25 protein-coding genes are annotated in these 25,878 nt (G+C 72.8%); 10 read left to right on the forward strand and 15 right to left on the reverse strand.

The genetic code is table 11. From position 1 onward, the window contains the following. Positions 1 to 226 precede the first annotated feature (226 nt). The 3 genes from ACFHWS_RS24090 to ACFHWS_RS24100 form a co-directional block, all read right to left on the reverse strand. Positions 227 to 1,615, reverse strand: a complete 1,389-nt coding sequence (locus ACFHWS_RS24090) for a glycoside hydrolase family 6 protein (protein WP_416569162.1) — start codon at positions 1,613 to 1,615, stop codon at positions 227 to 229. 165 nt (positions 1,616 to 1,780) lie between these two features. Next, positions 1,781 to 2,563, reverse strand: coding sequence for a VOC family protein (locus ACFHWS_RS24095; protein WP_416569163.1), 783 nt, complete (start codon positions 2,561 to 2,563; stop codon positions 1,781 to 1,783). A gap of 121 nt (positions 2,564 to 2,684) precedes the next feature. After that, complete coding sequence (locus ACFHWS_RS24100; protein ID WP_416557092.1) at positions 2,685 to 4,868, reverse strand: SpoIIE family protein phosphatase; 2,184 nt, start codon at positions 4,866 to 4,868, stop codon at positions 2,685 to 2,687. Positions 4,869 to 5,012: 144 nt separating this feature from the next. Here ACFHWS_RS24100 and ACFHWS_RS24105 point away from each other — a divergent pair, with 144 nt between their 5' ends. Beyond that, positions 5,013 to 5,870: a mechanosensitive ion channel family protein gene (locus ACFHWS_RS24105; RefSeq protein WP_416557093.1), complete on the forward strand. Its 858-nt coding sequence runs from the start codon at positions 5,013 to 5,015 to the stop codon at positions 5,868 to 5,870. Between the two features lie 72 nt (positions 5,871 to 5,942). On the opposite strand, the gene ACFHWS_RS24110 is transcribed toward ACFHWS_RS24105, so the two are convergent. The 7 genes from ACFHWS_RS24110 to ACFHWS_RS24140 form a co-directional block, all read right to left on the reverse strand. Beyond that, entirely contained in the window at positions 5,943 to 6,335 is a 393-nt protein-coding gene (locus tag ACFHWS_RS24110; protein ID WP_416569164.1) for a DUF6401 family natural product biosynthesis protein, read from the reverse strand. 17 nt (positions 6,336 to 6,352) lie between these two features. After that, positions 6,353 to 6,574, reverse strand: a complete 222-nt coding sequence (locus ACFHWS_RS24115) for a hypothetical protein (protein ID WP_416557095.1) — start codon at positions 6,572 to 6,574, stop codon at positions 6,353 to 6,355. A gap of 100 nt (positions 6,575 to 6,674) precedes the next feature. Further along, positions 6,675 to 6,929, reverse strand: a complete 255-nt coding sequence (locus ACFHWS_RS24120) for a hypothetical protein (RefSeq protein ID WP_416557096.1) — start codon at positions 6,927 to 6,929, stop codon at positions 6,675 to 6,677. 162 nt (positions 6,930 to 7,091) lie between these two features. Continuing rightward, entirely contained in the window at positions 7,092 to 7,556 is a 465-nt protein-coding gene (locus ACFHWS_RS24125; RefSeq protein WP_416569165.1) for an SRPBCC family protein, read from the reverse strand. A gap of 42 nt (positions 7,557 to 7,598) precedes the next feature. Continuing rightward, positions 7,599 to 8,009, reverse strand: coding sequence for a DUF2795 domain-containing protein (locus ACFHWS_RS24130; protein ID WP_282230342.1), 411 nt, complete (start codon positions 8,007 to 8,009; stop codon positions 7,599 to 7,601). A gap of 29 nt (positions 8,010 to 8,038) precedes the next feature. Further along, positions 8,039 to 8,935: a YihY/virulence factor BrkB family protein gene (locus ACFHWS_RS24135; RefSeq protein WP_416557098.1), complete on the reverse strand. Its 897-nt coding sequence runs from the start codon at positions 8,933 to 8,935 to the stop codon at positions 8,039 to 8,041. A gap of 38 nt (positions 8,936 to 8,973) precedes the next feature. Then, positions 8,974 to 10,416 (reverse strand): aldehyde dehydrogenase family protein, encoded by a 1,443-nt coding sequence (locus tag ACFHWS_RS24140; protein WP_416557099.1) that lies wholly within the window; start codon positions 10,414 to 10,416, stop codon positions 8,974 to 8,976. 69 nt (positions 10,417 to 10,485) lie between these two features. Here ACFHWS_RS24140 and ACFHWS_RS24145 point away from each other — a divergent pair, with 69 nt between their 5' ends. After that, on the forward strand, positions 10,486 to 12,090 hold the full coding sequence (locus ACFHWS_RS24145) for a phytoene desaturase family protein (protein WP_416557100.1): 1,605 nt from the start codon (positions 10,486 to 10,488) through the stop codon (positions 12,088 to 12,090). Positions 12,091 to 12,359: 269 nt separating this feature from the next. On the opposite strand, the gene ACFHWS_RS24150 is transcribed toward ACFHWS_RS24145, so the two are convergent. Further along, positions 12,360 to 13,412 carry an SDR family oxidoreductase gene (locus ACFHWS_RS24150; RefSeq protein ID WP_416557101.1) on the reverse strand — a complete coding sequence of 351 codons (1,053 nt, stop codon included), beginning with the start codon at positions 13,410 to 13,412 and terminating at the stop codon, positions 12,360 to 12,362. 124 nt (positions 13,413 to 13,536) lie between these two features. Next, entirely contained in the window at positions 13,537 to 13,980 is a 444-nt protein-coding gene (locus tag ACFHWS_RS24155) for an SRPBCC family protein (RefSeq protein ID WP_416557102.1), read from the reverse strand. A 113-nt stretch (positions 13,981 to 14,093) separates the two neighbouring features. Here ACFHWS_RS24155 and ACFHWS_RS24160 point away from each other — a divergent pair, with 113 nt between their 5' ends. Genes ACFHWS_RS24160 through ACFHWS_RS24195 form a run of 8 tightly spaced genes read left to right on the forward strand, consistent with a single transcriptional unit; the run spans position 14,094 to position 22,751 of the window. Beyond that, positions 14,094 to 15,743 (forward strand): HAD-IIIA family hydrolase, encoded by a 1,650-nt coding sequence (locus tag ACFHWS_RS24160; RefSeq protein ID WP_416557103.1) that lies wholly within the window; start codon positions 14,094 to 14,096, stop codon positions 15,741 to 15,743. Next, positions 15,740 to 16,717 (forward strand): glycosyltransferase, encoded by a 978-nt coding sequence (locus ACFHWS_RS24165; RefSeq protein ID WP_416557104.1) that lies wholly within the window; start codon positions 15,740 to 15,742, stop codon positions 16,715 to 16,717. Before ACFHWS_RS24160 ends, ACFHWS_RS24165 begins: the two co-directional genes overlap by 4 nt. After that, positions 16,702 to 17,916, forward strand: a complete 1,215-nt coding sequence (locus tag ACFHWS_RS24170) for a glycosyltransferase (protein WP_416557105.1) — start codon at positions 16,702 to 16,704, stop codon at positions 17,914 to 17,916. Before ACFHWS_RS24165 ends, ACFHWS_RS24170 begins: the two co-directional genes overlap by 16 nt. A gap of 1 nt (position 17,917) precedes the next feature. Then, positions 17,918 to 18,592, forward strand: coding sequence for a D-sedoheptulose-7-phosphate isomerase (locus tag ACFHWS_RS24175; protein ID WP_416557106.1), 675 nt, complete (start codon positions 17,918 to 17,920; stop codon positions 18,590 to 18,592). 14 nt (positions 18,593 to 18,606) lie between these two features. Continuing rightward, complete coding sequence (locus ACFHWS_RS24180; RefSeq protein WP_416557136.1) at positions 18,607 to 20,064, forward strand: PfkB family carbohydrate kinase; 1,458 nt, start codon at positions 18,607 to 18,609, stop codon at positions 20,062 to 20,064. Then, entirely contained in the window at positions 20,061 to 20,756 is a 696-nt protein-coding gene (locus ACFHWS_RS24185; RefSeq protein WP_416569166.1) for an SDR family oxidoreductase, read from the forward strand. The genes ACFHWS_RS24180 and ACFHWS_RS24185 overlap by 4 nt, the downstream gene beginning before the upstream one ends. Beyond that, on the forward strand, positions 20,753 to 21,784 hold the full coding sequence (locus ACFHWS_RS24190) for a glycosyltransferase family 9 protein (protein ID WP_416569167.1): 1,032 nt from the start codon (positions 20,753 to 20,755) through the stop codon (positions 21,782 to 21,784). Before ACFHWS_RS24185 ends, ACFHWS_RS24190 begins: the two co-directional genes overlap by 4 nt. Then, positions 21,765 to 22,751 carry a DNA topoisomerase IB gene (locus ACFHWS_RS24195; RefSeq protein ID WP_416569168.1) on the forward strand — a complete coding sequence of 329 codons (987 nt, stop codon included), beginning with the start codon at positions 21,765 to 21,767 and terminating at the stop codon, positions 22,749 to 22,751. The genes ACFHWS_RS24190 and ACFHWS_RS24195 overlap by 20 nt, the downstream gene beginning before the upstream one ends. Here the strand turns inward: ACFHWS_RS24195 and ACFHWS_RS24200 are convergent. The 3 genes from ACFHWS_RS24200 to ACFHWS_RS24210 form a co-directional block, all read right to left on the reverse strand. Further along, positions 22,743 to 23,540: a TerC family protein gene (locus ACFHWS_RS24200; RefSeq protein WP_416557110.1), complete on the reverse strand. Its 798-nt coding sequence runs from the start codon at positions 23,538 to 23,540 to the stop codon at positions 22,743 to 22,745. The genes ACFHWS_RS24195 and ACFHWS_RS24200 overlap by 9 nt on opposite strands. 99 nt (positions 23,541 to 23,639) lie before the next feature. Then, a complete protein-coding gene (locus ACFHWS_RS24205) occupies positions 23,640 to 24,143 on the reverse strand; it encodes a hypothetical protein (protein WP_416557111.1) in 504 nt (167 codons plus the stop codon). 55 nt (positions 24,144 to 24,198) lie between these two features. Next, positions 24,199 to 25,836 (reverse strand): RecQ family ATP-dependent DNA helicase, encoded by a 1,638-nt coding sequence (locus ACFHWS_RS24210; protein WP_416557112.1) that lies wholly within the window; start codon positions 25,834 to 25,836, stop codon positions 24,199 to 24,201. Between the last annotated feature and the right edge of the window lie 42 nt (positions 25,837 to 25,878).

Here is a 25,878-nt window from a genome sequence, read left to right on the forward strand (position 1 = left end):
AGTTCTCCTCTCGGACGGGGCGGTCGTCGGTGAAACAGGAACCCCCGAGCGCGACCAAGGGGATCCCCGTTCCTTCAGGGCGGGGAGGAAGTCAAGTTTGGCCTCCTCTCCCCGGCAGGAGTGCCCGGTGAGCCGCCCGGGTAACCCGTTCCCCGCACGGACTTCGGCCCCGCCCGGTACCGGGCGGGGCCGAAGTCCGTGCCTGCGGATCCTGATTCGTTGTGCGTCAGCTCGAGCAGGCTGCGCCGTTGAGGGTAATGTTGCTCAGCGGCGACAGGGTGCTACCGGAGTAGGTCCCCTGGAAGCCGATGCTGACGGTGGCACCGGAGGCCAGCGAGCCGTTCCAGGCAGCGTTGCGGACCGTGATCTGGCTGCCAGACTGGGACCAGTCGCCGTTCCAGCCGTTGCTCAGACTGACGTTGGACCCAGCGGTGAAGGCGAGGGTCCAACTGCTGACCGAACCGCCGGTGTTGGTGATCCGGATCTCCCGGGTGAAGCCGCCGGGCCACTGGTTCGTGGTGTAGCTGACGCTGCAGGCGCCGGCCGGCGGGTTCGTGGTGGGCGGGGGCGCGATGGTCGGCGGTGCCGTGGTCGGAGGTGCGCTGGTGGGCGGGGGCGCGGTGGTCGGCGGCGGCGCGGTGGTCGGGCCGGCCGCCAGCGCGAGCTCGTACGCCCGTTGCGGCACGAACTGGCCCGCGTTGGCGATGCAGCCGTCCGCCTCCCCCGGCAGCTTCACCCAGAGGTAGGCGTCGATCTTGCTGTCCCCGGTGTTGGTGGTGCTCGCGGTGCCGATCGCCCGGCCCTCCGGGTCACACCATTCGGAGCCCAACGGGCCGTTGCCGTTGCGGCTGGTGTCGATCACCGCGGTGAGGTGGTTGGCGCCGGTGGCGTTGATGACCGCCTTGACGTAGTTGACCGCTTCACTGGTGCTGCGGTAGTTGGATACGTTGCTGGAGATGCCGTCCGCGCTGTTCGCCACGTCGGCACCGACCAGCATGCCCGCCATCGTCGACGGGGCGTGCCAGGCCGAGTGCCCGGCGTCGAAGTAGACCTTGGCCTGGGAGGAGCCCGCTTTGAGCGCCTTGCCAGCGTAGGCCATCGAGGCGCGTACCTCGGCCTGCTCCGACTGGCTCATGCAGGTCCCCATCAGGGCGAGCACGTCGGGCTCCAACACGATGTACGCGGGCCGGTTACCGAGCCCGGCCGCGACCTGGTCGACCCACTGCCGGTAGGCGCTGTGGTTGGGCGCGCCACCGCTGCTGTGGTTGCTGCAGTCGCGGTTGGGAATGTTGTAGACGACCATGATCGGGATCTTGCCGGCCGCCGCGGCGGCACCGACGAAGGCGCTGACCTGGTTGCGGACCTCGTTGGGGTTGTACTGGGTGAACCAGCGGCCCTGCGGCACCGAGGCGATCCGGTCGCGGATGACGTTCGCCCGGTAGTCACCGGGGTTCGCCGCCACCCAGCGGGCGGCCGAGGTGTCCGGGTCGACGTAGAAGGCTGATTCGGCCGCCTCGGCGGCCGTGGGCTGCAGCAGCCCGACACCGACCGCAGTGGCCACCGTGAACGCCATGACGGCGGCGGTGCCTGCGGTGAGCGCAGATCTTCTGCGCATGCGTGCTCCCTCCGGGTAGGGACGATATATTGAGAGCGTTCAGTGGAAGCGCTCCCAAGAATATCGACCACCGTACGGGGATGTTGCTGATATGTGAAGAGCCTGCGACGCCAATCGTTCCAAAGGTGACATAAAGTGGGATATCTGACCCGGTGGTGGCCCGGGTCAGCCCAGCGGCGAGCGGAACTCCGGACGCAACGCGATGATCCCGAACGCTGCACCGAACGGGTCGGTCAACTGGGCGTAGGCGCCCGGGCCGGCCTGGTACGGACCAAAGGAGACCGTCCCGCCGAGTGCCTGACAGCGCTGCACCGCGGCCTCGCAGTCGTCGACCTCGAAGGTCGTCCGCCAGTGCGCTGGGACCTGCGGCGGGTACATCTCGCCCATCTCGATCAGCCCGGCCACCTCGCTGGTCTCCCGCAACCACTCCTGATACTCGGACCCTTCGCTGTAGATGCTGGGTCGCGTGGTCCACCCGAACACCGAGCCGTAAAAGGACACGGCGCCGGCCACGTCCCGGGTGGCGAGTTCGTTCCAGCAGGTAGCGCCGGGCTCACCGATCATCTGTGCGCCGGGGAAGGTGCCCCGCTGCCAGAGCCCGAACACGGCGCCCTGCGGATCGGCGATCAGGGCGCAGTGGCCCCGTTCGGCGACCTGGGCGGGTGGCGAGAGTGCCGATCCGGCGGCCCGGTGCACACTCTCGACCGTCGCGGCCAGGTTGTCCGAAGCGAGGTAGGTCAGCCAGGCCGCGGGCTGGCCTGCGGCGAGGGCGGGGGCGAGCCCGGCGACGGCCATGTCTCGCAGGTGGAACTCGGCGCCGGTGCTGTTCGGCAGGTCGACCGGCTTCCAACCGAACAGTTCGTGGTAGAAGTCGCTCGAACCTGCGGTGTCGCTGGTGCGTAGTTCGGACCAGCAGGGGGTTCCCGTGGCGTAGCCTCTGATTCGCACCGCTTTGTACCTCTTCGCGTCGTTTATCCTATTGGCGTAGGCAGTTACCGTACGCCACGGGGACGCCCGCCGCGACTCGGCCGAATGGCCCAATTGAGATCACTATGGGTAAACGTCGGGGCTACGAGTTGATCGGCAACATGATCTCGAACCACACGGTCGAACCGCGTACTGAGGGGTCGGTGCCCCAGGTATGACTCAACTGCTCGATCAGACCCAGACCCCGGCCACGGCTACTCAACGTGTCGACATGTGCCCGACTGACCGTGCCTCGGGTGCCACTGTCAGCTACCGAGACGAGCAGTCGTTCCTGACTGAGATCGATCTCCACCCGCGCCTCGGTGCCGGCATGCAGCAGGGCGTTCGTGGTCAGCTCGCTGGCACAGAGCACCGCCGGACCGATCACCGATTCCGGAACCTGCCACCCGGCCAGCTGGTCGGCCAACCAGTGCCGCACCCGGCTCGGTGCGATCGGCTCGGCAGGAACCAGCAACCCCGCCGACCGGCTCGGCGCGGCCGCGTGCTCCACCGCGAGCACCGCCACGTCGTCGTCAGTGGTGCCCGGCACCGCCGCACTGGCCACCGCGCAGAGGTTGCGTGGATCGCTGGTGCTGGTCTCGGCGACGGCTGCGGCCAGAGCGGACATCCCGATGCCGAGATCCTGACCGCGTCGTTCCACCACGCCGTCGCTGAACATCAGCAGCGTGTCGCCGGGGCGCAGCTCGACCCGGGTCGGCCGCCGCCGCCCGGCCAGACCAAGCGGCGGCCCGGGCGGCACCGGGACGAACTCGGCGTTCGCCGTGGTCGACGACCAGCGTCGGATCAGCGGAGCGGGATGACCAGCGCTGGCCACCGTCAACCCGCCGGTCGCCGGATCCAGCACCCCGTACAGCACGGTCACGAACAGCTCCTCGTTCCGGCTCTCCGCGCCCAGGCTGTGCACCAGCCGGTCCAGCCCGTTCAGCACCGCCGTCGGCTCCGGTTCGGCCAGCGCGAGCCCGCGCAGCGCGGCCCGGACCTGGCCCATCAGCGCCGCTGCCCGCACATCGTGCCCGACGACATCGCCGAGCACCACGGCCAGCCCACCATCGGGCAGCCGGAACGCGTCGTAGAAGTCCCCGCCGGCCGAATTGCCGTCCACCCCCGGGTCGTAGCGTGCGGCCAACCGCAGCAGCGGCAGATCCGGCAGTTGCTCCGGCAGCATGCTGCGCTGCAGCAGTTGAGCCGTACCATGCTGGGTCTCGAACCGCCGGGCCCGTTCGGCCGCCTGAGTGACCAGTTCGGCGACCGCCGAAAGCAGCGCCCGTTCGGCCGGCGCCCACGAATGTGGCTCGCGGTACCCGAAGGTGATCCCACCGCGGAGCGATCCGGCCCGCAGCGGCAGGGCGGCGAGCGCCGTCACCAGCTCGTCGTGCCGGTCCGTGGCGTACCGGGCGAGCGGCCGGCCCTCCCCGGCGAACCGGGGGACACCGGTGCCGGCGACGGTGGCCAACGGGGTGGGAGCGTCCCGGGGGATCCGGCGCCACACCGGCGGCAGTCGCTCGTCGGCTTCGTCGAGCAGTTCACCGCGGACCCGGCGGACCACCCGCCATCCGCCGCCGTCGTCGATGCCGAGCGCCACCTGGTCGACGTCGAGCGAGGCCAGTCCGTACCGCAGCGCGACCCGGGCGACGTCGTCGAGGGTGAGCGTGCCGGCCAACGCCGAGGTCAGCTCGCTGAGGCTCTGCAGCCGGTGGGTGATGGTGCCGGTCTCGGTCGCGACCGAGAGCATTCCGACGATCCGCCCGTCGCTGTCCCGCACCGCGGAGTAGCCACGGGTAAAGGCCGTGCCGCCGAACGGGCCTGACTCGCCGGTGCCGAACGGCGCCACGGCCTCCGACTCGAGAAACGGCTCGCCGGTGCGGTAGACCCGTTCGACCACGTCGCCGACGCCCGGCCGGTGCCACGCGTCGGCGAACACCGCAGCCGCAGGCTGGGCGAACGCCTCAGGGTGCTTGGCGCCGAGCAGCTCCGCGTAGGCGTCGTTGTAGATCATCAGAAAGTTGTCGCTGTAGACCAGGGCCATCGGCACCGGTGAAGCGAGCACCAGCTCGACCGCTGCCCGTACCGCCGGATCCCAACCACTCAGCGGACCGAGCGGCGTGCCCGCCCAGTCGTGCCGGTCGACGAGCCCGGCCGGTACGACGCTGTCCGAGGTGGCGCCGGCCGGTACGGCGCTGTCCGGGTTGGTGCCGGCCGGGGTGGCTGACCGCGCAGTCGGCACCCCCGACGGGGTGTCCCGGGTCTGCCCGGCGGTGCCTGCCATGGGTGGCAGCCTATCCGGGGGCTGCCGTCGGCGGGTGGCGTGGACCGGCGCTAGGTGGGTATGCGGGCCGGCGGTAGGCGATGCAGCGCGTCCGTACGACAACGAGGCGACGCATCGGTAGATGAGCCGGAAAGGGGGGACCGGATGTCCTCGACGTACGCGTCGGCGCAGGTCGACATCGGCAACGCGCTGACTGACATGTGGCGGTCCGTGATACTTTTTGTGCCCCGGGCTATCGCGTTCATCGCGATTCTGGTGGTCGGATGGTTGATCGCACGGGCAGTGTTGAAGGGCGTCGACAAGGCGCTCGAACGGGTCGGGTTCGACCGGGCGGTGGAGCGCGGCGGCATCGGCAAGGCCTTGGAACGGACCCGGTACGACGCCAGCGACATCCTGGCCCGGTTGGCGTACTACGCGGTGCTGCTGTTCACCCTGCAGTTCGCGTTCGGAGTCTGGGGACCGAATCCGATCAGCGACCTGATCAGCGCGGTCGTGGCGTGGCTGCCGCGGGCGTTCGTCGCCATCGTCATCGTGGTCGTCGCCGCTGCGATCGCAACCGCGGTACGTGACCTGGTGTCGGGTGCGCTCGGTGGGCTCTCCTACGGCCGCCTGCTGGCCACCGCCGCGTCGGTGTTCATCGTCGCGCTCGGCGTCATCGCCGCGCTGAACCAGGTCGGCATCGCCACCACGGTCACCACCCCGGTGCTGATCGCGGTGCTTGCCACCATCGCTGGCGTGCTGATCGTCGGGGTCGGCGGTGGCCTGGTCCGACCCATGCAGCAACGGTGGGAGGGCTGGCTCACCCGGATGGCGGAGGAATCGCAGGCGGTGCGGGACAGTGCCAAGGCGTACCAGGCCGGCCGGGACGACGCCGGTGACCGGATGAACGAACCGACGCAGGTGATCCCGCAGACCCAGCAGGCGCCGGCGATGTCCGGTGGTCGTGAGGCAGCCAGCGGCCGGGGCACGGCCGGGCCGGGCGCCAACCGGCCGGGGGCATGACCGGACCGGGCGGGACTTCCCGCGGCTGATCCGTCCGGGCGGGTCGAGGAAGCCGCCAGTACAGGGCCGGGGTCAGCGCGGGGCCGCGCCGCTGATCCCGGCCAGCTGGCAGACGGCGACCAGCCGCAACGTCACCCAGTCGGCCGTCACCCAGTCGGCCGTCACCCACTGGGCGGTCGGCCCGACTACCGGGGGGCGCCAGCCGGCCTCGGTGGCCGCGTCGCGTACCCCGTCGGCGTACCGGGCCAATGTCACCGGGCTGAGTGGACGTAGATCCGCGAAAAGCCGGTCCCGGACCGCAGCGGCGTGCTGATCCAGCTCGGCCAGCAGGCCGGGCAGGACTGCGGCGGCGGCCAGGCCGGCCGCACCGAGCGAGGCGTGCAGATCGGCCAACGAGGTCTGCGCCGCCCTTCGGGCGGCCGGGGCGGCCAGCAGGCCGTGCGGGGCAGCGGGAAACGGACTCATGAACTGTGCCCGCCCGGCTACTCGACGCGTCGGTTGTCGGCCGGGGCCGGGCGGTGGCGGGACGCGTCGTCGGCGATGATCACCGTGGCGACCATCAGCGCCACGCAGACGCTGAACAACCAGGAGCCGTCCGGCAGCAGGTAGGCGGAGACCGGCGCCTGGATCGCGGTCAGCAGGAAGCCGAGCCAGGCCCAGCGTCGCTGGCTCGGAGTGAGGAATCCGGGGGCGGTGGGGCGCATCCGAAAAGTCTCGCTCGGATGATCCCCACCGCCGTCAGCCGATCGGCCGGGGATGGCTGACCGATGCGTCAGCGACCGGACTGGCGACCGACTGGCGAGATCAGTGCGGGCCGGTCCGGCCGGTGGTCGAGGGCCGGTACGGCCGCTCAGGGTCGGTCATCGCCGGTCCGCCGGGGCGGCCGCCGGTACGGTCGACCGCCTCCGCGCCGTGGCCGAACTCCTCCTCGGCCGCGGCGTCGTTGCCGGTCATGTCGTCGACCTCACCGTCGCCCGCTGGTGCGGCGACGGCCCGTTCCAGCTCGTGGACCGGCAGCCGGTCCTCGTCGCGCCAAACGTCGTCCTCGGAATCAGTCATGCCGGTCGGGTTACCCGGCCGGGCTGCCGACAAACGCGGCTGGGGCGGGCGGGCCGGTTTCGGCCCGCCCGCCCCAGCCGTCAGACCCACCGACCGGCCGGCTCGGGAGGATTCACCGTCGGCCGGTGGGCGCTGTTCTAGGTCGGGTAGTCGGTCGAACTGTCACGGCTGCGGTCGAGGAACCTCGCCACGCCAGGCGCCGGTCTCCACGCCGTGCCGGCTTTCAATGAAATCCTTGAAGCGCTTCATGTCGCCCTTCACTCGGCGGTCCACGATGCCGAGCTTGTCGCCGGCCTGCTCCGCGATCCCCTCCGGGTCGAGCTCCATCTGTGCGGTGACCCGGGTGTGGCCGTCGTCCAGTCGGTGGAACGTGATCACACCGGCCTGTTTCACCCCACCGGTCGCGGTCCAGGCAACCCGCTCGTCGGGAATCTGCTCGGTGATCTTCGCGTCGAACTCACGCGACACCCCGGCAATTTCGGTCGTCCAGCGCGTCAAGGTCTCCGACACCTGGGTCACCTCGGAGACGCCCTCCATGAACTGGGGGAACTCCTCGAACTGCGTCCACTGGTTGTACGCGGCGCGTACCGGCACCGCGACGTCAACGTACTCGGTCACTGCTCCCATGTGAGTCCCTCCTCTACTTCCGCCGGGCCGCAGGCGGCGCGGTCACCAGCGGGTCGTCTCGTTGGCATGGCCCAGCTCGGCCCACACCTCGGACACCGTCTGGAACGTGCGACCCGGCGGCAACTGATCGATCTCGTCGAGTACGTCGTCGGGTGCCTCGTTCTCCAGCGCGCTGTCGCGCAGCATGCTGCGGTCCCCGGGCAGCGCCGAGAGGTTGATGTAGCGGCCTAATCTGCTCCGCTGCTCGACCTCCTCGCTGGTCATGCCCTGCGGCGTGCCGGAGCGGTTGTCGCCGGCCGGAACCGCAGCCGGCTCCGGCTGGTCCTCGCCCGGGGGCTCCGCCTCGTGCCACTCCTCGGCCCGGCCTCCGGTGGTGCCCTGCGTGGTCCCACGGGTGTCGTGGGCCATGCTGTCGTCCACCCGAGGACTGTGCTTACTGTTGCCGCGTTCCATAGCTGTTCGACTACCCGTGACCGGCGTGGCTAAACCGGCGTCCGTGGCGGCAGCACCGGGTCGGCCGGCTCCGACTCACCGGCCTGGGCAGCCCGGCCACGCTGCACCGCCGCGTTGATCTCGACGCCCAGCATCACCGCCAGGTTGGTCAGGTAGAGCCAGACCAGGAACGCGATCACCGCGCCGAGGCTGCCATAGGTCACGTCGTATGAACCGAAGTACGCGACGTAGGTGCCGAATCCGGCCGAGGCCACCGCCGCCAGCAGCAGGGTCACCGCGCCGCCGACGGCCAGCCAGCGGAGCTTCGGCTGGCGGACGTTAGGAGCGAACCAGTACAGAAGGGACAAGAGTGTCGTGACGATGGTGATCAGCACCGGCCATTTGAGCAGGCTCCAGGCGGTACGCGGGGCTTGGCCAAGGCCGAGGCGGTCACCGAGCGCGTCGGTGACCGGGCCGCTGACAATCAGCATCACGGCGACCAGCGCGAGCAGCACCAGTCCGGCGGCGGTCAGCCCGAGCTGCTGCGGCTGCAACCGGTAGAAGGGGCGACCTTCGGCCACCCCGTAGATGGCGTTGGCAGCTCGGGTGAACGCCCGTACGTAGCCCGAGGCCGACCACAGCGCGGCCACCAGACCGAAGCTGAGCAGCACACCGGCGGAACTGCGCTGGTCGACCACCCCGTCGATGATGTCGACGAAACCCTCGTCGCCCACCACCGCCCCGGCCCCGAGCTCCTCGGCCAGGCCGACCACGGTGTCCACCGTGCGTTCACCGTCGGAGACCAGACCGACCAGCGCGACGACCACGATCAACGAGGGGAACAACGCGAGAACTCCGTAGTAGGTCAACGCGGCGGCCCAGTCCACGCAGTTGTCCCGGGCGAACCGGCGTCCACTGCCGACCAGCGCGGCGCGCCACGTCGTCAACCGGAGATCACGCAACCGCGTCGGCCGTACCGGACCGCTCACCAGCGGCCGTCCAGTCCACTCGGAGCCTGCAGATGCAGCACCTTGACGACGGTCATCTCGTCGAGCAGTTCCGGTCCGAATCCGAGGCCCTCCCCGCTGCTGCGGCGGGGGTGCGCGGCACCGCCCGGTGCTCCGCCGAACACGGAGTTGATCTTCACGGTGCCCACCGGCAGCGCACGCCAGGCCCGCTGCGCGTGGCCCATGGAACGGGTCAGCACAGTCGCCGACAGACCGTACGGCGAAGCCGCCGCCCGGGACAGCGCCTCGTCGAACGACCCCACCGTCATCACCGGGGCGACCGGGCCGAACGTCTCCTGCCGCATCACCGCCATGTCGTCGGTGCACCCGGTCAGCACCGTCGGCGGGTAGAAGGCACCGGGCCCGTCCGGGATCCGGCCGCCGCACCGCACCGTCGCCCCGGCCGCCAGCGCCGCCGAGACCTGGGCGTGCACCCGGTCGCGGTGTCGGCGGTCCACCAACGGACCCAGCTCGGTGTACGGATCACGGGCCGGCCCCAATCGCATCCCCGAGCAGTGTCCGGTGAGCGCTTCGACGAACGGCTCCGCCACCGTGCTGTGGACATAGACTCGCTCCACGCTGACACACACCTGACCCGAGTTGGCCAACGCGCCGGACGCCGCCTGTTGCGCGGCCCACCGCGGATCGACGCCCTCATCGATGATCAGCGCGTCGCTGCCGCCGTTCTCCCGTAGCACCTTGGCCCCGGTGCGGGCGCACGCCTCGGCGATCGCCCGGCCGGCCTCAGAGGACCCGACGTGGGCGACCAGGTCCAACCCGTCGGAGGCGGCGATCCGGGCGCCGATGCTGCCGTCGCCGGTCAGCAGGGCGAAGACCCCGTCGGGAACCTCATCGGCGACCATCCGGGCGAGCAGCGCGCCGGTCGCCGGGCAGCGTTCACTCGGCTTGTGCACCACCGTGTTGCCGGTGACCAGCGCCGCGCCGAGCAGCCCGCAAGCCACCGCCACCGGGTCGTTCCACGGTGTCAGCACCGCCACCACCCCACGCGGCACGTACGCCATCAGATCCAGGGCGGCCGGGTCGCCGGCCAACGCCCGACCCCGGTGCACCGGACCCAGTTCGGCGTACTGCCGCAGGGTCGCCACGCCGGCGGCGATCCCGGCTCGTGCCCCGGCCAACGGCTTGCCCATCTCCGCGCTCTGCGCCTCGGCCACCTGGTCGGTGGCACTGGCCAGAGCGTCCGCGATTCGCCGCAGCGCGGCGGCCCGTTCCGTCGCCGGTGTCGCAGCCCACCCCGGTGCCGCCTCCCGGGCCGACTTCACCGCCGTGCCGATGTTCGCCTCGGTGGCGACCGGACTGCGGCTGACCGGGGTGCCCTCGGACGGGTCCTCGACAACGATCTCGGCACCGTCGCCGAACCGCCCCCACATGCCCTCGATGAACTGCTCCACGTCGTACATCCGGCAGTCGTTCCCGAAGGCCGCGTCGGTAAACGTTTGGCCGCGCCCGGCCGGGGTAGTCGCGCGGAGATGGCAGACACGGATGTGGAGACGGCAGACGCGGTCGTTATCGGTGCCGGACACAACGGCCTGGTCGCCGCCAACCTGCTCGCCGACGCCGGTTGGGACGTGCTGGTGCTGGAGGCGACCGGGGCGCCGGGCGGCGCGGTCAGCTCCGCCGAGGTGACCGCCCCCGGCTACCTCAGCGACCTGTACAGCTCGTTCTATCCGCTCGGGTTCGCTTCGCCGGTGCTGCGGGAGCTGCGGCTGGCCGAGTTCGGGCTGCGCTGGCGGCACGCCCCGGACGTCTTCGCTCACCTGCTGCCGGACGACCGGGCTGCGGTGGTCAACCTGGACCCCCGGCGGACCGCCGAGTCGCTGGAGGCATTCGCCGACGGCGACGGCGAACGCTGGCTGTCGGCGTACGCCGAGTGGCGGGCCGTGTCGGCACCGTTGATCGACGCGCTGTTCACCCCGTTTCCGCCGGTGCGGGCCGGCGTCGAGCTGCTGCGCCGGCTCCGGAGCGCCGGATCGCTGCGGCTGGCCCGGCGCCTGTTACTGCCGGTCCGCCAGCTCGGCCGGGAGACCTTCGCCGGTGCCGGCGGTCCGGCGCTGCTCGCCGGTTGCGCGCTGCACACCGATCTGGCCCCCGACGATGTCGCGTCCGGCGTGTACGGCTGGCTGCTGACCATGCTCGGTCAGGAGATCGGCTGGCCGGTGCCGGCGGGCGGCGCGCAACGGATTACCGACGCGCTGGTCGGCCGGTTGCGTTCCCGGGGCGGGCGGTTGGTCACCGGCGCCGCCGCCGGCCGGGTGCTGATCGCCCGCAGCCGGGCGGTCGGCGTGCGTACCGTCGACGGCCGGCTGTGGCAGGCCCGGCGGGCGGTGCTCGCCGACGTTCCCGCTCCGGCGCTGCTGCTCGACCTGGTCGGCGACCAGTGGCTGCCCACCAGGATGGTTGACGACCTGCGCCGGTTCCGGTGGGATGGCTCGACGGTGAAGGTCGACTGGGCGCTCGCCGGCCCGATGCCGTGGCGCAACCCGGCGGTCGCCGGGGCCGGCACCGTGCACCTCGGGGCCGACTTGGACGGCCTGACCCGGTACGCCGCCGCGCTGGCCTGCGACGAAATGCCCCGCGACCCGTTCCTGCTGCTTGGTCAGCTCACCACCGCCGACCCGCAGCGGTCACCGGCGGGCACCGAGTCGCTGTGGGCGTACACGCACCTGCCGCACCGCACCACGTGGCACGCCGAGGAAATTCTCGAACACGTCGCGCGGATGGAGGCGGTGCTGCACCGGCAGGCACCGGGGTTCGGTGCCCTGGTCCGGGCCCGTCACGTTGCCGGTCCGGTGGACCTGCAGGAGCAGAACCCGAGTCTGGTCGGGGGAGCGGTCGGGGGCGGCACCTCGGCGGCGTACCAGCAACTGTTCTTCCGGCCGGTGCCCGGCCTGGGCCGCGCGGACACCCCGGTCGACCGGCTCTTTCTCGCCTCGGCGTCGGCGCACCCCGGCGGCGGGGTGCACGGCGCGCCCGGGTCGAACGCCGCGCGGGCCGCGCTGGCCCGCGACCGCGCGGTGACCGGGCGGATGTACGGGGCTGTGGTGTCGGCGGCGCAGCGCGCGGTCTACCGCTGAGCCGGTGGCCGAATCGAGTGGCCGACCGGTCAGTCGATGACCATCCGGGCGCGGATGGCGGATGCCGTGCAGTTGCAGCCGGTTGCAAGGTGACCGCACCGAGCTGGGTTTTTATCAACCGCCACCTCCTGGTTGGGCGCGACGGGCGCCGCCGCCCCCATGATCGTCGTCTGCGATCGATGAAGGCGGGCTGTGTCCCCCTTGTGTGCCACGCCGCCGGTTCGACGGCGGCGACCGGCGGCCCAACGGGCGGCGGTGGTGTCAGACAGTCACGCCGCCCGCCCGACCGGTCGACGGACCGCTGCCCGCAGCCGGGCCGGCCCGTTGCCGACCATCGCCCGAGCGGTGCCGAGCACGGCGGCCAGGACCGCGGCGGTGGCGGTCTGCTTGTGCGTCACGGCCCACAGTGCCAGCGACCGCCGACGTGCCTGGTCGTCGAAGGCGCCGTGCGCGCCATGATCGACCTCGGCATCGGCCGGGGCGTCCACGTTGTCCCGCCAGCGGGCCCGGTCGATGACCTCGTCGGTCTGTTGGGAGTCGAAGCCGACCTGCCGGATCGCAAGTAGCCGGTCGAGCAGCCCGGGGGCGATGACGTCGGCGAGCCGAGCCCGTAGGGTGGGGCCACCGACGTTGACCTCCCGCTTGCCGTTGTCGGCGGCCCAGCAGATCGCCGCCGCGGCCACCTCAGGTTGGAAGATCGGCGGTACCGGTTGCGGGTGTCGGGGCAGGTGGGTGCGCACCCAGGAGAACTGCGGCGTGTTCACCGCCGGCAGCTGAACCATCGACAGCTTGATCTCGGGGCTGGCCTGGAGCAACTCGGCCCGTAGCGAGTCGTTGAATCCCTGGATGGCGTGCTTGCTGGCGCAGTACGCCGACTGCAGCGGGATGCCTCGGTACGCCAGCGCCGACCCGACCTGCACGATCGTGCCGATTCCGGCCGGGCGCATCTGCCGCAGCGCAGCCAGCGTGCCGTGCACCGTGCCGAGGTAGTTGACCTCGGTGACCCGTCGGAACTCGTCGGCGCTGATCTCCCAGGTCGGGGCGAAGACCGACACCATCGCGTTGTTGATCCACACGTCCAGGCCGCCGTTGCGTCGGTGCAGGTCGTCGGCGGCCTCGTCGACCGCTGCGGCGTCGGCGACGTCCACCTGGTACGTGGCCACCGCCTCGGCGCCCAGCTCACGGCACTGTGCGGCGGCTGCGGCCAGGCCGGCCGCTCCTCGGGCGAGCAACCCGAGCCGGGCGCCGCGGCGCGCGTACCGCTGGGCGGTGGCGCGTCCGATGCCGGCGCTCGCGCCAGTGATCATCACGGTCTGACTCATCCCGTTCACCTCCCTGCGGGTGCCGTCCGGCACCCGTCCACTGACCTGCCCAGGCAGGGCCTGCCCTGACCGGGCACTGTTGCCGTGGACCCGTCCGTCGGGCCCAGGCTGTGGCGTGCCGGCGTCACCCGACGGTCTGCCGGGTGGCGATGTCGGACAGCCGGCGCAGCGTCTCCCGGTTGCGGTGGTGCAGGACCAGATCGTCGAGCTTCGTACGGATCCAACGCAGCGGCCCTCCGGTGAACGACTCGGCGATGGTGACCCGGGTGCCGTTGCCCGGGGTCGGTGCGAGCCGGAACACGATCGTCGCCTCGCCGAGCGGCCACAGCCCGGCCCGTAACGTCAGTTCGTCACCCGGCTGGCAGGAGATCACCGTGGAGGTGTCGGACAACGACAGCGGCCAGGGACCGGCCGTGTGGTGCAGCCGGGCCCCGGACTGCGGCCAGTGCTCGTCGACGTCGCGGATGTGCACGGTGCCGACCACCCAGTCGCTGTACGACCAGCCGTTCGCCAGCACGGCGAACACCTGGTCCGGCGGGGCGGGGATCACCCGCTGCACGACAGCCACGATCAGCCGGGTACCCCGCGGGCGGCACGCTAACCCGGCCACCGGCGAAATGGTGCGGACCGGACGAACGCCGTGGTTGGTTTACTCGCCCCGCACCCGGGAAACGGAGCCAGGTGCGAAGCGAACTGATCAGTCGGGGCTGCGGGCTGTTCGACGCGGTGCTCTTCGACCGTGACGGGACGCTCGTGCACGACGTGCCGTACAACGGCGACCCGGACCTGGTCCGCCCGGTACGCGGTGCCCGCGCCGCGCTTGACCGGCTCCGCGCCGCCGGTCTGCGGCTCGGTGTCGTCACCAACCAGTCCGGCCTGGCCCGCGGCCACTTCACCGCGCACGACATGCGTCGGGTGCACGACCGGATCGAGGAACTCCTCGGCCCGTTCGACACCTGGCAGATCTGCCCGCACGATGACGGCGACGGCTGCCGGTGCCGCAAACCGGCACCGGGCATGGTCCTGGCCGCCGCCCGGGAACTGGGCACCACCGCCGGGCGGTGCGCCGTGGTCGGCGACATCGGCCGGGACATCGTCGCCGCCGGCGCCGCCGGCGCGACCGGAATTCTGGTACCCACCGCGACGACCCGACCGCAGGAGACGGCCGCCGCTCCCGCCGTCGCTGGTGACCTGGCCGGCGCCGCCGATCTCATCCTGCGTCGGCACCGGGCGACCGCCCCCGGCGGACCCGGCCCGCGCGGCGGCCGGGTCCTGGTCGTGCGCTCCGACTCGGTCGGCGACGTACTGGTCACCGGGCCGGCGATCCGCGCCGTGGCGGCCGGGGCAGACGAGGTGGTCATGCTCTGCGGTCCGCGGGGCCGGGCCGCCGCCGAACTGCTGCCCGGTGTCGGCGAGCTGATCGAGTGGCCGCTGCCGTGGATCGACCCGGATCCCGGTCCGGTGGACCCGGCCGACCTGACCCGGTTGACGAACCGGCTCGCCGAGGTCGGCGCCGACGAGGCGATCATCTTCACCTCCTTCCACCAGTCGCCGCTGCCGCTGGCGCTGCTCCTGCGGCAGGCCGGGGTGGACCGGATCGCGGCGATCAGTGACGACTACCCCGGCTCGCTGCTCGACGTGCGCCACCGGGTGCCGCCGGGCGTACCGGAGCCGGAACGGGCGTTGTCGCTGGCCGCCGCCGCCGGGTTCGCGCTGCCCGGCGACGACGAACCGGTGCTGCGGCTACGCCCGGGCTGTCTGCGGCCGGCCGCCGGGCCCGCACCACAGGAGCCCGGCTCGGGTGTGCGTCACCGGATGCCGGAGCCGGACCGGGCCGGACCACCGGGCTATGTCGTCGTGCACCCGGGATCCTCCGTCGAGTCCCGCGCCTGCCCGCCGGAGCGGTGTGCCGCGTTCGTCGACGCGCTGCACGCCGCCGGGCACCGGGTGGTGGTCACCGGCGGACCCGGGGAGCAGGCGTTGAGCCGCCGGGTGGCCGGTCGGTCCGGTGTCGACCTCGGTGGTCAGACCTCGCTGGCCCGGCTCGCCGCGATCATCGCGCAGGCCGGCGCGCTGGTCGTCGGCAACAGCGGGCCCGCGCACCTCGCGGCGGCGGTCGGCACCCCGGTGGTCAGCCTGTTCGCGCCGACGGTGCCGTTCGGCCAGTGGGGCCCCTACCGGGTGCCCTGGGTCCGGCTCGGCGACCCGGTCGCCGGCTGCCGCAACACCCGGGCCGCCCGGTGCCCGGTGCCCGGCCATCCGTGTCTGTCGACGGTATCCCCGGACAGCGTCGTCGAGGCCGTCGAACTGATCTGCGGGACGGCCGGATGAACATTTTCCTTTGGCACGTCCACGGATCGTGGACCACCGCGTTCGTCCACGGCAAGCACCACTACCTGGTGCCGGTCACCCCGGACCGGGGGCCGTACGGGCTGGGCCGGGCGCGCACCTACCCGTGGCCGGACGGCGTCACCGAGATCCGCCCCGGGCAGCTCGCCGCCGCCGAGGTCGACCTGGTGATCCTGCAACGCCCCGAGGAGCTCGATCTGGCCACCAGCTGGCTCGGCCGTACCGTTGGCCGGGACGTGCCGGTGGTCTACGTGGAGCACAACACGCCAAAGGGTGACGTGCCGACCAGCCGGCATCCGATGGCCGACCGTGACGACCTCACCGTGGTCCACGTCACCCACTTCAACGACCTGTTCTGGGACACCGGCGGCACCCGGACCCGGGTGATCGAGCACGGCATCGTCGCCCCGGCCGCCCGCTACAGCGGCGAACTCGACCGGCTCGCTGTGGTCACCAATGAGCCGGTACGCCGCCGACGGGTCACCGGCACCGACCTGATGCCCCGGTTCGCCGGGGTCGCCCCGCTGGACGTGTACGGGATGGGAGTCGCCGGGTTGCCCGAGGTTCTCGGCGGGCTGGCCGCCGGGCAGTTGGCCGTCCACGACGACGTGCCGCAGTCGGCGATGCACGCCGAGGTGGCCCGCCGCCGCGCGTACCTGCACCTGTGCCGGTGGACCTCACTCGGCCTGAGCCTGATCGAGGCGATGGCGATGGGTATGCCGGTGGTCGTTCTCGGCACCACCGAGGCGGTCGCCGCGGTACCGCCGTCGGCCGGGGTGCTCGCCACCCGAGTGCAGACCCTGGTCGACGCCGCCCAGTGGCTGATCGACGAGCCGGACGCGGCCCGCCGGCTCGGCGACGGCGCGCGGCGCGCGGCGCAGGACCGATACGGACTGGACCGGTTCCTCGCGGACTGGGACGAGCTGCTGGAGGAGGCGCTATGCGCATCGCGATGATCTCGGAGCACGCCAGCCCGCTCGCCGCGCTCGGCGGGGTGGACGCCGGCGGCCAGAACACGCACGTCGCGGAGCTGTCCACCGCGCTCGCCGCCGACGGCCACGAGGTCCGGGTGTTCACCCGCCGGGACGCTGTGGACCTGCCGGAACTGGTGCAGTTGGACAACGGGGTTGCGGTGGTGCACGTGCCGGCCGGCCCGGCCGAGCACATCGCCAAGGACGACCTGCTTCCGCACATGGCGCCGTTCAGCCGGTGGCTGGCCGGACAGTGGAGCCACGACTGGACCCCGGCGGTCGCGCACGCGCACTTCTGGATGAGCGGCCTCGCCGCCGTGCACGCCGGCCGGCTGACCGGGGTGCCGGTGGTGCAGACCTACCATGCGCTGGGCACGGTCAAGCGTCGCCACCAGGGCGCGATGGACACCAGTCCGCCCCGCCGCATCGGCTACGAGCGGGCGTTGGGCCGCAGCGTCGACCGGGTGGTTGCGCAGTCCCAGGACGAGGTCGCCGAGCTGATCAGGATGGGGGTGCCCCGGGGCCGGCTCTCGGTGGTGCCGTCCGGCGTCAACGAGCAGACCTTCGCCCCCGACGGACCGGCCGTGCCGCGCGACGAGGGCCGGCTGCGGGTGCTGACCGTTGGCCGGCTGGTCGCCCGCAAGGGTTTCCAGGACGTCGTACGGGCCATGCAACTCGTACCGAACGCGGAGTGCGTCGTCGTGGGTGGTCCGCCGGCCGCCGAGTTGGACACCGACCCGCAGGCCCGGCAGTTGCGCCAGCTGGCCGAGTCGTGCGGGGTGGGTGACCGGGTCCGGCTGGTCGGCGGGGTGCCTCGGGAACGGATGCCGTCCTGGTACCGGTCGGCCGACGTGCTGGTCGCCGCCCCGTGGTACGAGCCGTTCGGGCTCACCCCGTTGGAGGCGATGGCCTGCGGCGTGCCGGTGGTCGGCACCGCCGTGGGCGGGCTGACCGACACCGTCGTCGACGGCCTCACCGGCGATCTGGTGCCGCCCCGGGATCCACGGGCGCTAGGTATGGCACTGCGCCGGTTGCTCAACGACCGGGTCCGGCGGTTCGCCTACGCCACCGCCGCGCTGGACCGGGCGCGGCAGTGCTATTCGTGGCAGCGCGCCGCGGCGCAGCTGACCGCGATCTACGGCACGGTCAGCGGGGTGCGGCAGCCGAGCCGGGTGGTGGCCTGAGATGCCCGACGTGAACTCGCTCATCGACACCCACCTCGCCGGGCTGGCTGAGGCGCTGTTGCCGTACCGCCAGGTGGCCACCCGGCTGGGTCGCTGGGGTGCCGAGCTGGCCTGGACGCTCGGTCACGGTGGCCGGCTGCTGATCGCCGGCAACGGCGGTAGCGCCGCCGAGGCTCAGCACCTCGCCGCCGAGCTGGTCGGCAAGCTGCGTGACGACCGGACGCCGCTGTCCGCGATCGCGTTGACCGCCGAAACCTCCTCGCTCACCGCGATCAGCAACGACTTCGGCTTCGACGAGGTCTTCGCCCGGCAGGTACGGGCCCACGGCCGCCCCGGCGACATCCTGCTGCTGCTGTCCACGAGTGGACGGAGCGGCAACCTGCTCGCCGCGGCCCGGGCTGGCCGTGACGTCGGGCTGCGCTGCTGGGCGTGCACCGGTCCGGTGCCGAACCCGCTGGCCGAGGCGTGCGCCGAGGTGCTGGCGGTGCCGGCGGCCGATCCGCAGGTGGTGCAGGAGCTGCATCTGGTTACCGCGCACCTGCTGTGCGGCTACGTCGACCAGACACTGCCCGGCGTGCTCGGTCTCGCCGGCACGGTCGACGTCCCCGCCGGTGCGTCCCCGGCGCCCGCCGTGACGGCCGGTCTACCGGTGGACGTCCGCGGCGGCGTCCGGTGACCGCCGGCCCGATCGTGGTGGTCGGCGACACCCTGCTCGACCGGGACGTCGACGGTGCGGTGACCCGGGTCTGCCCGGACGCCGCCGCGCCGGTGCTCGACGAGCGGTACGTCACCGACCGGCCCGGTGGCGCCGGGCTGGCTGCGGCGCTCGCCGCCGGGCAGGGACACCCGGTCGTGCTGGTCAGCGCGCTCGCCGCCGACCCGGCCGGTTGTCGGCTCGCGGCGCTGCTCGCTGCGGCCGGCGTGGACCTGCATCCGCTGCCGTTGGGTGGCGCGACCGCCGAGAAGATCCGGCTGCGGACCCGGGGCCAGGTGCTGCTGCGGCTGGACCGGGGCGGGGACGGCCGGGTGCGCGGCGATCTGCCGCCGGCCACCGCCGAGGTGCTCGCGGCGGCTGCGGCGGTGGTGGTCAGCGACTACGGCCGGGGAGTGGCGCGGCTGCCGGGCCTGCGGGCGGCGCTGGCGGCGACCGGCGCACCGGTGGTGTGGGACCCGCACCCGCGCGGCCCGGCGGCGGTCGCCGGTGCCCGGCTGATCACCCCCAACGAGGCCGAGGTCCGCCAGTTGACCGGGCAGCCGGTCGGGGACACCCGGGTGGCCACTGCCGCACGGGGCGCCGACGAACTGCGGCGCCGCTGGCGGGCCGGGGCGGTCGCGGTGACGATGGGATGCGACGGCGCGCTGTTGTGCCACGCCGGGAGCGTGCCGCTGATGGTGCCGACGCCGATCAACACCGACGGGGACACCTGCGGCGCGGGGGACCGGTTCGCCACCGCCGCCGCGACGGCGCTGGCCGCCGGAGCCGTGGTGTCCGAGGCGGTCCAGGCGGCGGTCGCCGAGGCGTCCCGGTACGTCGCCGACGGCGGTACGGCCGGGCTGCGGCGGCTACTGGCCGGGTCCGACCAGGTCGCGGTGCCGGTGGAGACCGGGGCACTGGATGCGGCGTCCGCGGAGCAGGTCGGTCCGCGCGCCGCCGGGGCGCTGGCCGACCGGGTACGGTCCGCCGGGGGCACCGTGGTGGCCACCGGCGGCTGCTTCGACCTGCTGCACGCCGGGCACGTGTCGGCGCTGCAGGCCGCCCGGCAGCTGGGTGACTGCCTGATTGTCTGCGTCAACTCCGACGCCAGCGTGGCCCGACTGAAGGGGCCGCAGCGGCCGGTGGTCGGCGAACGTGACCGGGCCCGGCTGCTCGTGGCGTTGGGCTGCGTGGACGCGGTGGTCGTCTTCGATGAGGACACCCCGCACGCGGTGCTCAGCTGGCTGCGGCCGGACATCTGGGTCAAAGGTGGCGACTACGCCGGTGGCGGCACCGCCGAGCCGGACCTGCCCGAGGCCGAAGTGGTACGCCGGTGGGGCGGGCAGACGGCGGTTGTGCCGTACCTCGACGGACGCTCCACCACCGGCATGATCGCCGCCGCCCGTGCCGGGCGGCCCGTTCCGTCGACCACCACTGTGGAGGACTCATCGTGACGAACCATCCCGGCAGCCCGGCGGTGCTGGTCACCGGCGGCGCGAGCGGTCTCGGGGCAGCCGTCGTCGACCTGCTGGCCGAGTCCGGCTACCGGCCGTGCGTCATCGACCGGCAGCCGCCGGCGGACGGGGTGCCCTGGCTCGACTGCGACCTGGCCGACACCCGGGCCGCCGAGGCCGCCACCCACCGGCTCGCCGAGCAGACCGGCGGGCTGAGCGCGGTGGTCACCGCGGCGGGGATAGACGTGCCGGGCCGTCTCGCCGACACCCCCGCGCAGGTGTGGGAACGGGTCGTCACGGTCGACCTGCTGGCCACCGCGGCGGTGATCCGGGCGGCGCTGCCCTGGCTGACCTCGGCCGGCGGTTCGGTGGTGACGATCGCCTCCACCCTGGGAGTGAAGGCGGTCGGTGACGCCACCGCGTACTGCGCGGCCAAGTTCGGGGTGGTCGGGTTCACCCGGGCGTTGGCGGCCGAACTCGCCGGCACCGTCGGCGTTACCCTGCTGGTGCCCGGCGGGATGCGGACCGCCTTCTTCGGCGAGCGCGAGGCCCGGTACCGGCCGGCGGCCGACGCCGCGCTCAACGACCCCGGCAACGTGGCGGCGGCGGTGCTGTTCGCGCTGCAGCAGCCGGCTGGCTGCGCGGTGCGCGAAATGGTGATCTGCGCGGACCGGGAGACGTCCTACCCGTGATCCTGGTGCTGCGGGCCCTCGGCATCGGTGACCTGGCCACCGCCGTGCCGGCGCTGCGTGGGCTGCGGGCCGCCTACCCGGCCGAGACGATCGCCCTGGCCGCGCCGGCCTGGCTCGCCCCGCTGGCCGGCCTGACCGGCGCGGTGGACCGCCTGGTGCCGCTGTCCGGGCTGGACGCGGTGCCGCTGCTCGACACCGGCCCGGACTGGGCGGTCAACCTGCACGGCCGTGGCCCGCAGTCGCACCGGCTGCTCGCCACGACGCGGCCGGGCCGGTTGTGGGCGTACCGGTGTCCGGCGGCGGCGCACCACGACGGCCCACCGTGGCGCGACGACGAGCACGAGGTGGCGCGGTGGTGCCGACTGCTCACCTGGTACGGCGTCGACTGTGGCCCGACCGACCTGCTGCTGCCCCGTCCGGTACCGGACCGGGTGCCGGTCGGGGTGACCGTACTGCACCCCGGCGCGGCGGCGCCGCGCCGCCGGTGGCCGGTCGACCGGTTCGCCGAGCTGGCCGGTCGGCTGACCGCCGCCGGACACCGGGTGGTCGTGACCGGGTCGGCACCCGAGCGTCCGCTGGCTGAGGCGGTCGCCGCCGGTGCCGGGCTGCCCGGCACCGCGGTCTGCGCCGGGCGGATGGACCTGTACCAGTTCGCCGCCCTGCTGGCGCACGCCCGTCTGCTGGTCGCCGCCGACACCGGCGCGGGGCACCTGGCAACGGCCTTCGGCGTACCGTCGGTGCTGCTGTTCGGTCCCACGTCGCCGGCCCGCTGGGGCCCACCGGTGCACCGGACACGGCACCGGGTGGTCCACTACCCGCTGCTGTCCGCCGGGGTCGAGGAGCCGGCCGCCGTCCCCGCAGCTGCCGTCCCCGCAGCTGCCGTCCCCGCAGCCGGCGACCCGCCGGCCGCCGACGGACCCGCCGATGGGCCGGCGGTCGACCGGCACCCGGCGATGGTCGCCATCTGTGTCGACGAGGTGCTCGCCGCGATCGGTGAGGTGGAACGCGATGCGGTTGCGGCGCAGTGACCCGCACCGGCCGGGATACCGGCGCCGTCGCCGGGGCCGGGGGACTGCCTTCCTCGATACCCGGGGCCAGCCGGTCACCGACCCGGCGGAGCTGAAGCGGCTTCGTGAGCTGGTGATCCCGCCCGCCTGGCGGGACGTGTGGATCTGTCCGCACCCGTCCGGTCACATTCAGGCCGTCGGCGTGGATGCGGCCGGCCGGCGGCAGTACCTCTACCACCCCCAGTGGCGGGTCCGTCGGGACGTCGCCAAGTTTCAGCACGTGCGGCGGGTTGCGGACCGGCTGCCCCGGCTGCGGAACCGGGTCGACGCCGATCTGCGTTGCCGGGGTCTGGGCCGGCAACGGGTGCTGGCCGCCCTGGTGCGCCTGCTGGATCTGGGGATGTTCCGGATCGGCAACGACCAGTACGCCGCCGGCGACGAGCCCACGTTCGGGGTGGCGACGCTGCGGCCCGGACACGCCCGGCTCGAGCGCGGTTGCGTGGTCCTCGAGTTCCCGGCCAAGGGCGGCGTCGCCCAGGTCCGGCGGATCGACGACGCGCAGGTGTGTGCCGTGCTGCGGGCACTGCGTCGTCGTCGGCACGACGGGCAGCGGCTGTTCTGCTACTGGGACGGGCGGCGCTGGCGGGACGTGCACAGCGACGAAATCAACGAGTACCTGCGTCAGGCCAGCGGCACCGAGATGACGGCAAAGGACTTCCGTACCTGGCATGCCACCGTGCTCGCCGCGACCCGGCTGGCGGCCGCCGGGGTACCGCGATCGGCGGCGGCCCGGCGGCGGACGGTGGCTGCGGTGATGCGGGAGGTCGCGGAGCTGCTCGGCAACACACCCACGGTCGCCCGCGCCTCCTACGTCGACCCCCGGGTGGTCGAGTCGTTCCACCGGGGGCGGGTGGCCCGGCTCGGCACCGGCGAGCCCAGCCGGCCGGCCGCCGAGCAGGCGGTCCGCCGACTGCTCCCGTTACGCTGAGTCGGTCCGGTCGGCGCTGTCCGTACCGCCGGCCGCCACCGGCTGCTCCTTGATGAACGTCGGGTGCAGGCTGACCGGTGCCGCCGCCTGTTTGCGCGACCGTAGCCGCAGGTTGAGGAACTCCACGAAGACGGAGAACGCGATCGGCCCGTACACGTACCCCTTGGGGAGGTGGTGGCCGAGCCCTTCGGCGATCAGGCTGCCACCGATCAGCAGCAGGAACGACAGGGCCAGCATCTTCACCGTCGGATGCTGGTTGACGAACCCGCTGACCGCCCCGGCCGACACCAGCATGATGACGATCGCGACCACCACGGCGGCGACCATGATGAACAGCTGGTCGACCATGCCCACCGCGGTGATCACCGAGTCGAGCGAGAACACCACGTCCAGCACCAGGATCTGGGCGATCACTCCGGCGAACGACGCGGTCTTACCGCTGCGCCCGTGGTCCGCGCCCTCCAGGTGCTCGTGGATCTCGTAGGTCGCTTTGACCAGCAGGAAACCCCCGCCGAGCAGCAGGATCAGGTCCCGGCCGGATATCTCCTGCCCGAACACCTCGAACAGCGGTGCGGTCAGCCCGATCACCCAGGACAACGAGGCGAGCAGCAGCAGCCGGGTGACCAGGGCCAGCGACAGCCCGATGGTGCGGGCCCTGGCCTGCTGGTGCTCGGGCAGCCGACCGGCGAGGATCGAGATGAACACGACGTTGTCGATGCCCAGCACGACTTCCAGCAGCAGCAGGGTCGCGAACGCGATCCACAACTCGGGGCTGGTCAGAAGCTCCATCGTTGCTCCCGGGAGAGGGGTGGCCACCGGGCCGGTGCGGCCCGCGGTTCCAGACCGTACTGGCGGTGGTCAACCGCCCGCACACCGGAGCCCTCCCACTCAGTCGTTGAGTACGTGGGCGAGCCGGTCGCGGAACCGCCGCTCCGACTCGGTCACCGTCTCGCCGCCGATGCCCAGCATCCCGCCGGTGCTTGCGGCGCCGACCACCTGTTCGGCGATGCCGACCAGCCAGTGCTTGTACGCCCCGGCCTCGCCGTCATCCACCCGGTCGGCGAGCAGTCGGGCCGCCGTACCCGCCCGGGCCAGCACGTCGGCGATCAGCGCCCGGGGGTCGGCCGGTTCGATCACCGGCAGTTCCTCGCCGGTCTCCGGATCGCCGACCCGGCTGACCAGTTCCCCGGCGACTGCGGCGACCAGCGGGCTGGCCGACTCCCGCCCGGCGCTGATCGTCTCCAGCCCGGCGGCGTTCTCCGCCCGGGTCCGCCGTCCACCGTCGGACTCGGCCGCGCTGGCCGCGTTCAGCACCGCCTGCGGCAGCCCGACCAGCAGTCCCCATTCCTCGTCGGAGAACCCGAGTTCGGTGTACACCGGCAGTTCCGTCACGCTTTGCCCCTTTCAACCTGCTGCCCGCCGGACCGGTGTCCGACGGTGGCGATCCTCAGCGCTGCTCGGCGGCCAGCAGACCCTGGTCGCTGACCACCGGCACCGACAACGTCTTGTAGCCGACACCGTCGAAGAGGACCGTCATCCGGTCCTGTTCGTACCCGAGTACCAGGCCGGCCCCCCATTCCGCGTGTCGCACCATACTGTGCACCGGGAACGGGCCGGCGGCGCCGTCGTCGGCGGTGCTGGTCCCGGCGTGGCAACTGTCGCAATGGCCACAGACGTCCGCCACATGCTCCCCGAAGTAGGTGAGCAGCGCCCGGGTACGGCAACCGGTCGCCTCGGCGAAGGCCCGCATCATGTCGGTACGGGAGCGCTGCACGGTCTGGCGACGTCCGGCCGCTGCCACCGCGACGGCGGCGGCCCGCGTCGGGTCCGGCGCGTAGAACGGACGGACGGTCTGGGTGCCGGCGACGGTACGGGCCGCGCCCACCTCCTCCAACAGGGCGAGCAGTTGGCTCAGTTTGCGGGCACCGAGCCCGGTGCGGCGGCGCAGCTCGGCGCGGGTGGCCGGCTTGGTGTCCAGCACCTCGGCGACGTCGCGCAACTCGTCGTGGTCGGGCGGGCTGGTGGTGAAGTACCGCTGCAGACCGATGTCCTCGGCCCGCCACAACAGCAGCGCGCGGGCCGGCCGGCCGTCCCGGCCGCCGCGCCCGATCTCCTGCAGATAGCTGTCGGGCGAGTCCGGCAGCGCGGTGTGCGCCACCCACCGTACGTCCGGTTTGTCGATGCCCATGCCGAACGCGGACGTCGCCACCATGACCGGCACCTGCCCGGCGAGGAACTCGCCGTGCAGCTGCTGCCGGGCGGTGGCCGACATACCGGCGTGGTAGCAGCGGGCCGGGTAGCCGGCGGCCGCGAGCTGACCGGCCAGGTCCGTCGCGGCCCGCCGGGTCGGCACGTAGACGATGCCGGGCGGCTGTTCGGCGTCGAGCAGGGCGACCAGCCGGCGCCACCGGTAGTCCTCGGTCGGGCAGTGGGCCACCTCAAGGAACAGGTTGCCCCGGTCCAGTCCGGCCACCACCAGGTGCGGGTCGGTGAGCCCGAGCCGGTGGACGATGTCGTCGCGGACCGGTGGCGAGGCGGTGGCGGTCAGCGCCACCACCGCAGGGCGGCCCAACTGCTCCACCAGGTGTCCGACGGCCAGGTAGTCGGGTCGGAAGTCGTGCCCCCAGGCCGAGACGCAGTGCGCCTCGTCGACCGCGACCAGCGCCGGGGACAACCGCCGTACCTCGGCCAGCCGGTCCGGGTCGCACAGCTGTTCCGGTGTGGTGAACAGGAACCGGGCCCGACCCGCACGAATGTCGTCGAGCGCCGCCCGTCGCTGGGCCGGGCTCTCCGCGGAGCTGATCCGGACCGCCCGCAGCTCGGCCTGGCCGCGTTGATTGAGTGCGGCGATCTGGTCCTGCTGCAACGAGAGCAGCGGAGAGATCACCACGGTCGGGCCGGCCAGCATGGTGGCCGGGATCTGGTACACGGCCGATTTCCCGGCGCCGGTGGGCAGCACCACCAGGGCGTCGCGGCCCTTCAGCAGGGCCCGCATCGCGCCGAGTTGACCGGGCCGCAACGCCGACCAGCCGAAGCGTTGGCGTGCCGCACGGCGCAGTCGGGGTGAATGCAGGGGCAGCTCCATCGGAAGTCGTGGTTACCCGGCGCGGACCACGGCCAAACGGGT

Source organism: Micromonospora sp. LOL_013, from assembly GCF_048060315.1.
In the GTDB taxonomy this organism is placed as follows: domain Bacteria; phylum Actinomycetota; class Actinomycetes; order Mycobacteriales; family Micromonosporaceae; genus Micromonospora_E.

Coding starts and splice junctions, on each gene's coding strand:
- ACFHWS_RS24090 (WP_416569162.1), bottom strand. CDS start 1,615: ATGCGCAGAAGATCTGCGCTCACCGCAGGCACCGCCGCCGTCATGGCG.
- ACFHWS_RS24100 (WP_416557092.1), bottom strand. CDS start 4,868: ATGGCAGGCACCGCCGGGCAGACCCGGGACACCCCGTCGGGGGTGCCG.
- ACFHWS_RS24105 (WP_416557093.1), top strand. CDS start 5,013: ATGTCCTCGACGTACGCGTCGGCGCAGGTCGACATCGGCAACGCGCTG.
- ACFHWS_RS24110 (WP_416569164.1), bottom strand. CDS start 6,335: ATGAGTCCGTTTCCCGCTGCCCCGCACGGCCTGCTGGCCGCCCCGGCC.
- ACFHWS_RS24115 (WP_416557095.1), bottom strand. CDS start 6,574: ATGCGCCCCACCGCCCCCGGATTCCTCACTCCGAGCCAGCGACGCTGG.
- ACFHWS_RS24120 (WP_416557096.1), bottom strand. CDS start 6,929: ATGACTGATTCCGAGGACGACGTTTGGCGCGACGAGGACCGGCTGCCG.
- ACFHWS_RS24125 (WP_416569165.1), bottom strand. CDS start 7,556: ATGGGAGCAGTGACCGAGTACGTTGACGTCGCGGTGCCGGTACGCGCC.
- ACFHWS_RS24130 (WP_282230342.1), bottom strand. CDS start 8,009: ATGGAACGCGGCAACAGTAAGCACAGTCCTCGGGTGGACGACAGCATG.
- ACFHWS_RS24140 (WP_416557099.1), bottom strand. CDS start 10,416: ATGTACGACGTGGAGCAGTTCATCGAGGGCATGTGGGGGCGGTTCGGC.
- ACFHWS_RS24145 (WP_416557100.1), top strand. CDS start 10,486: ATGGCAGACACGGATGTGGAGACGGCAGACGCGGTCGTTATCGGTGCC.
- ACFHWS_RS24150 (WP_416557101.1), bottom strand. CDS start 13,412: ATGAGTCAGACCGTGATGATCACTGGCGCGAGCGCCGGCATCGGACGC.
- ACFHWS_RS24165 (WP_416557104.1), top strand. CDS start 15,740: ATGAACATTTTCCTTTGGCACGTCCACGGATCGTGGACCACCGCGTTC.
- ACFHWS_RS24170 (WP_416557105.1), top strand. CDS start 16,702: ATGCGCATCGCGATGATCTCGGAGCACGCCAGCCCGCTCGCCGCGCTC.
- ACFHWS_RS24175 (WP_416557106.1), top strand. CDS start 17,918: ATGCCCGACGTGAACTCGCTCATCGACACCCACCTCGCCGGGCTGGCT.
- ACFHWS_RS24195 (WP_416569168.1), top strand. CDS start 21,765: ATGCGGTTGCGGCGCAGTGACCCGCACCGGCCGGGATACCGGCGCCGT.
- ACFHWS_RS24200 (WP_416557110.1), bottom strand. CDS start 23,540: ATGGAGCTTCTGACCAGCCCCGAGTTGTGGATCGCGTTCGCGACCCTG.
- ACFHWS_RS24210 (WP_416557112.1), bottom strand. CDS start 25,836: ATGGAGCTGCCCCTGCATTCACCCCGACTGCGCCGTGCGGCACGCCAA.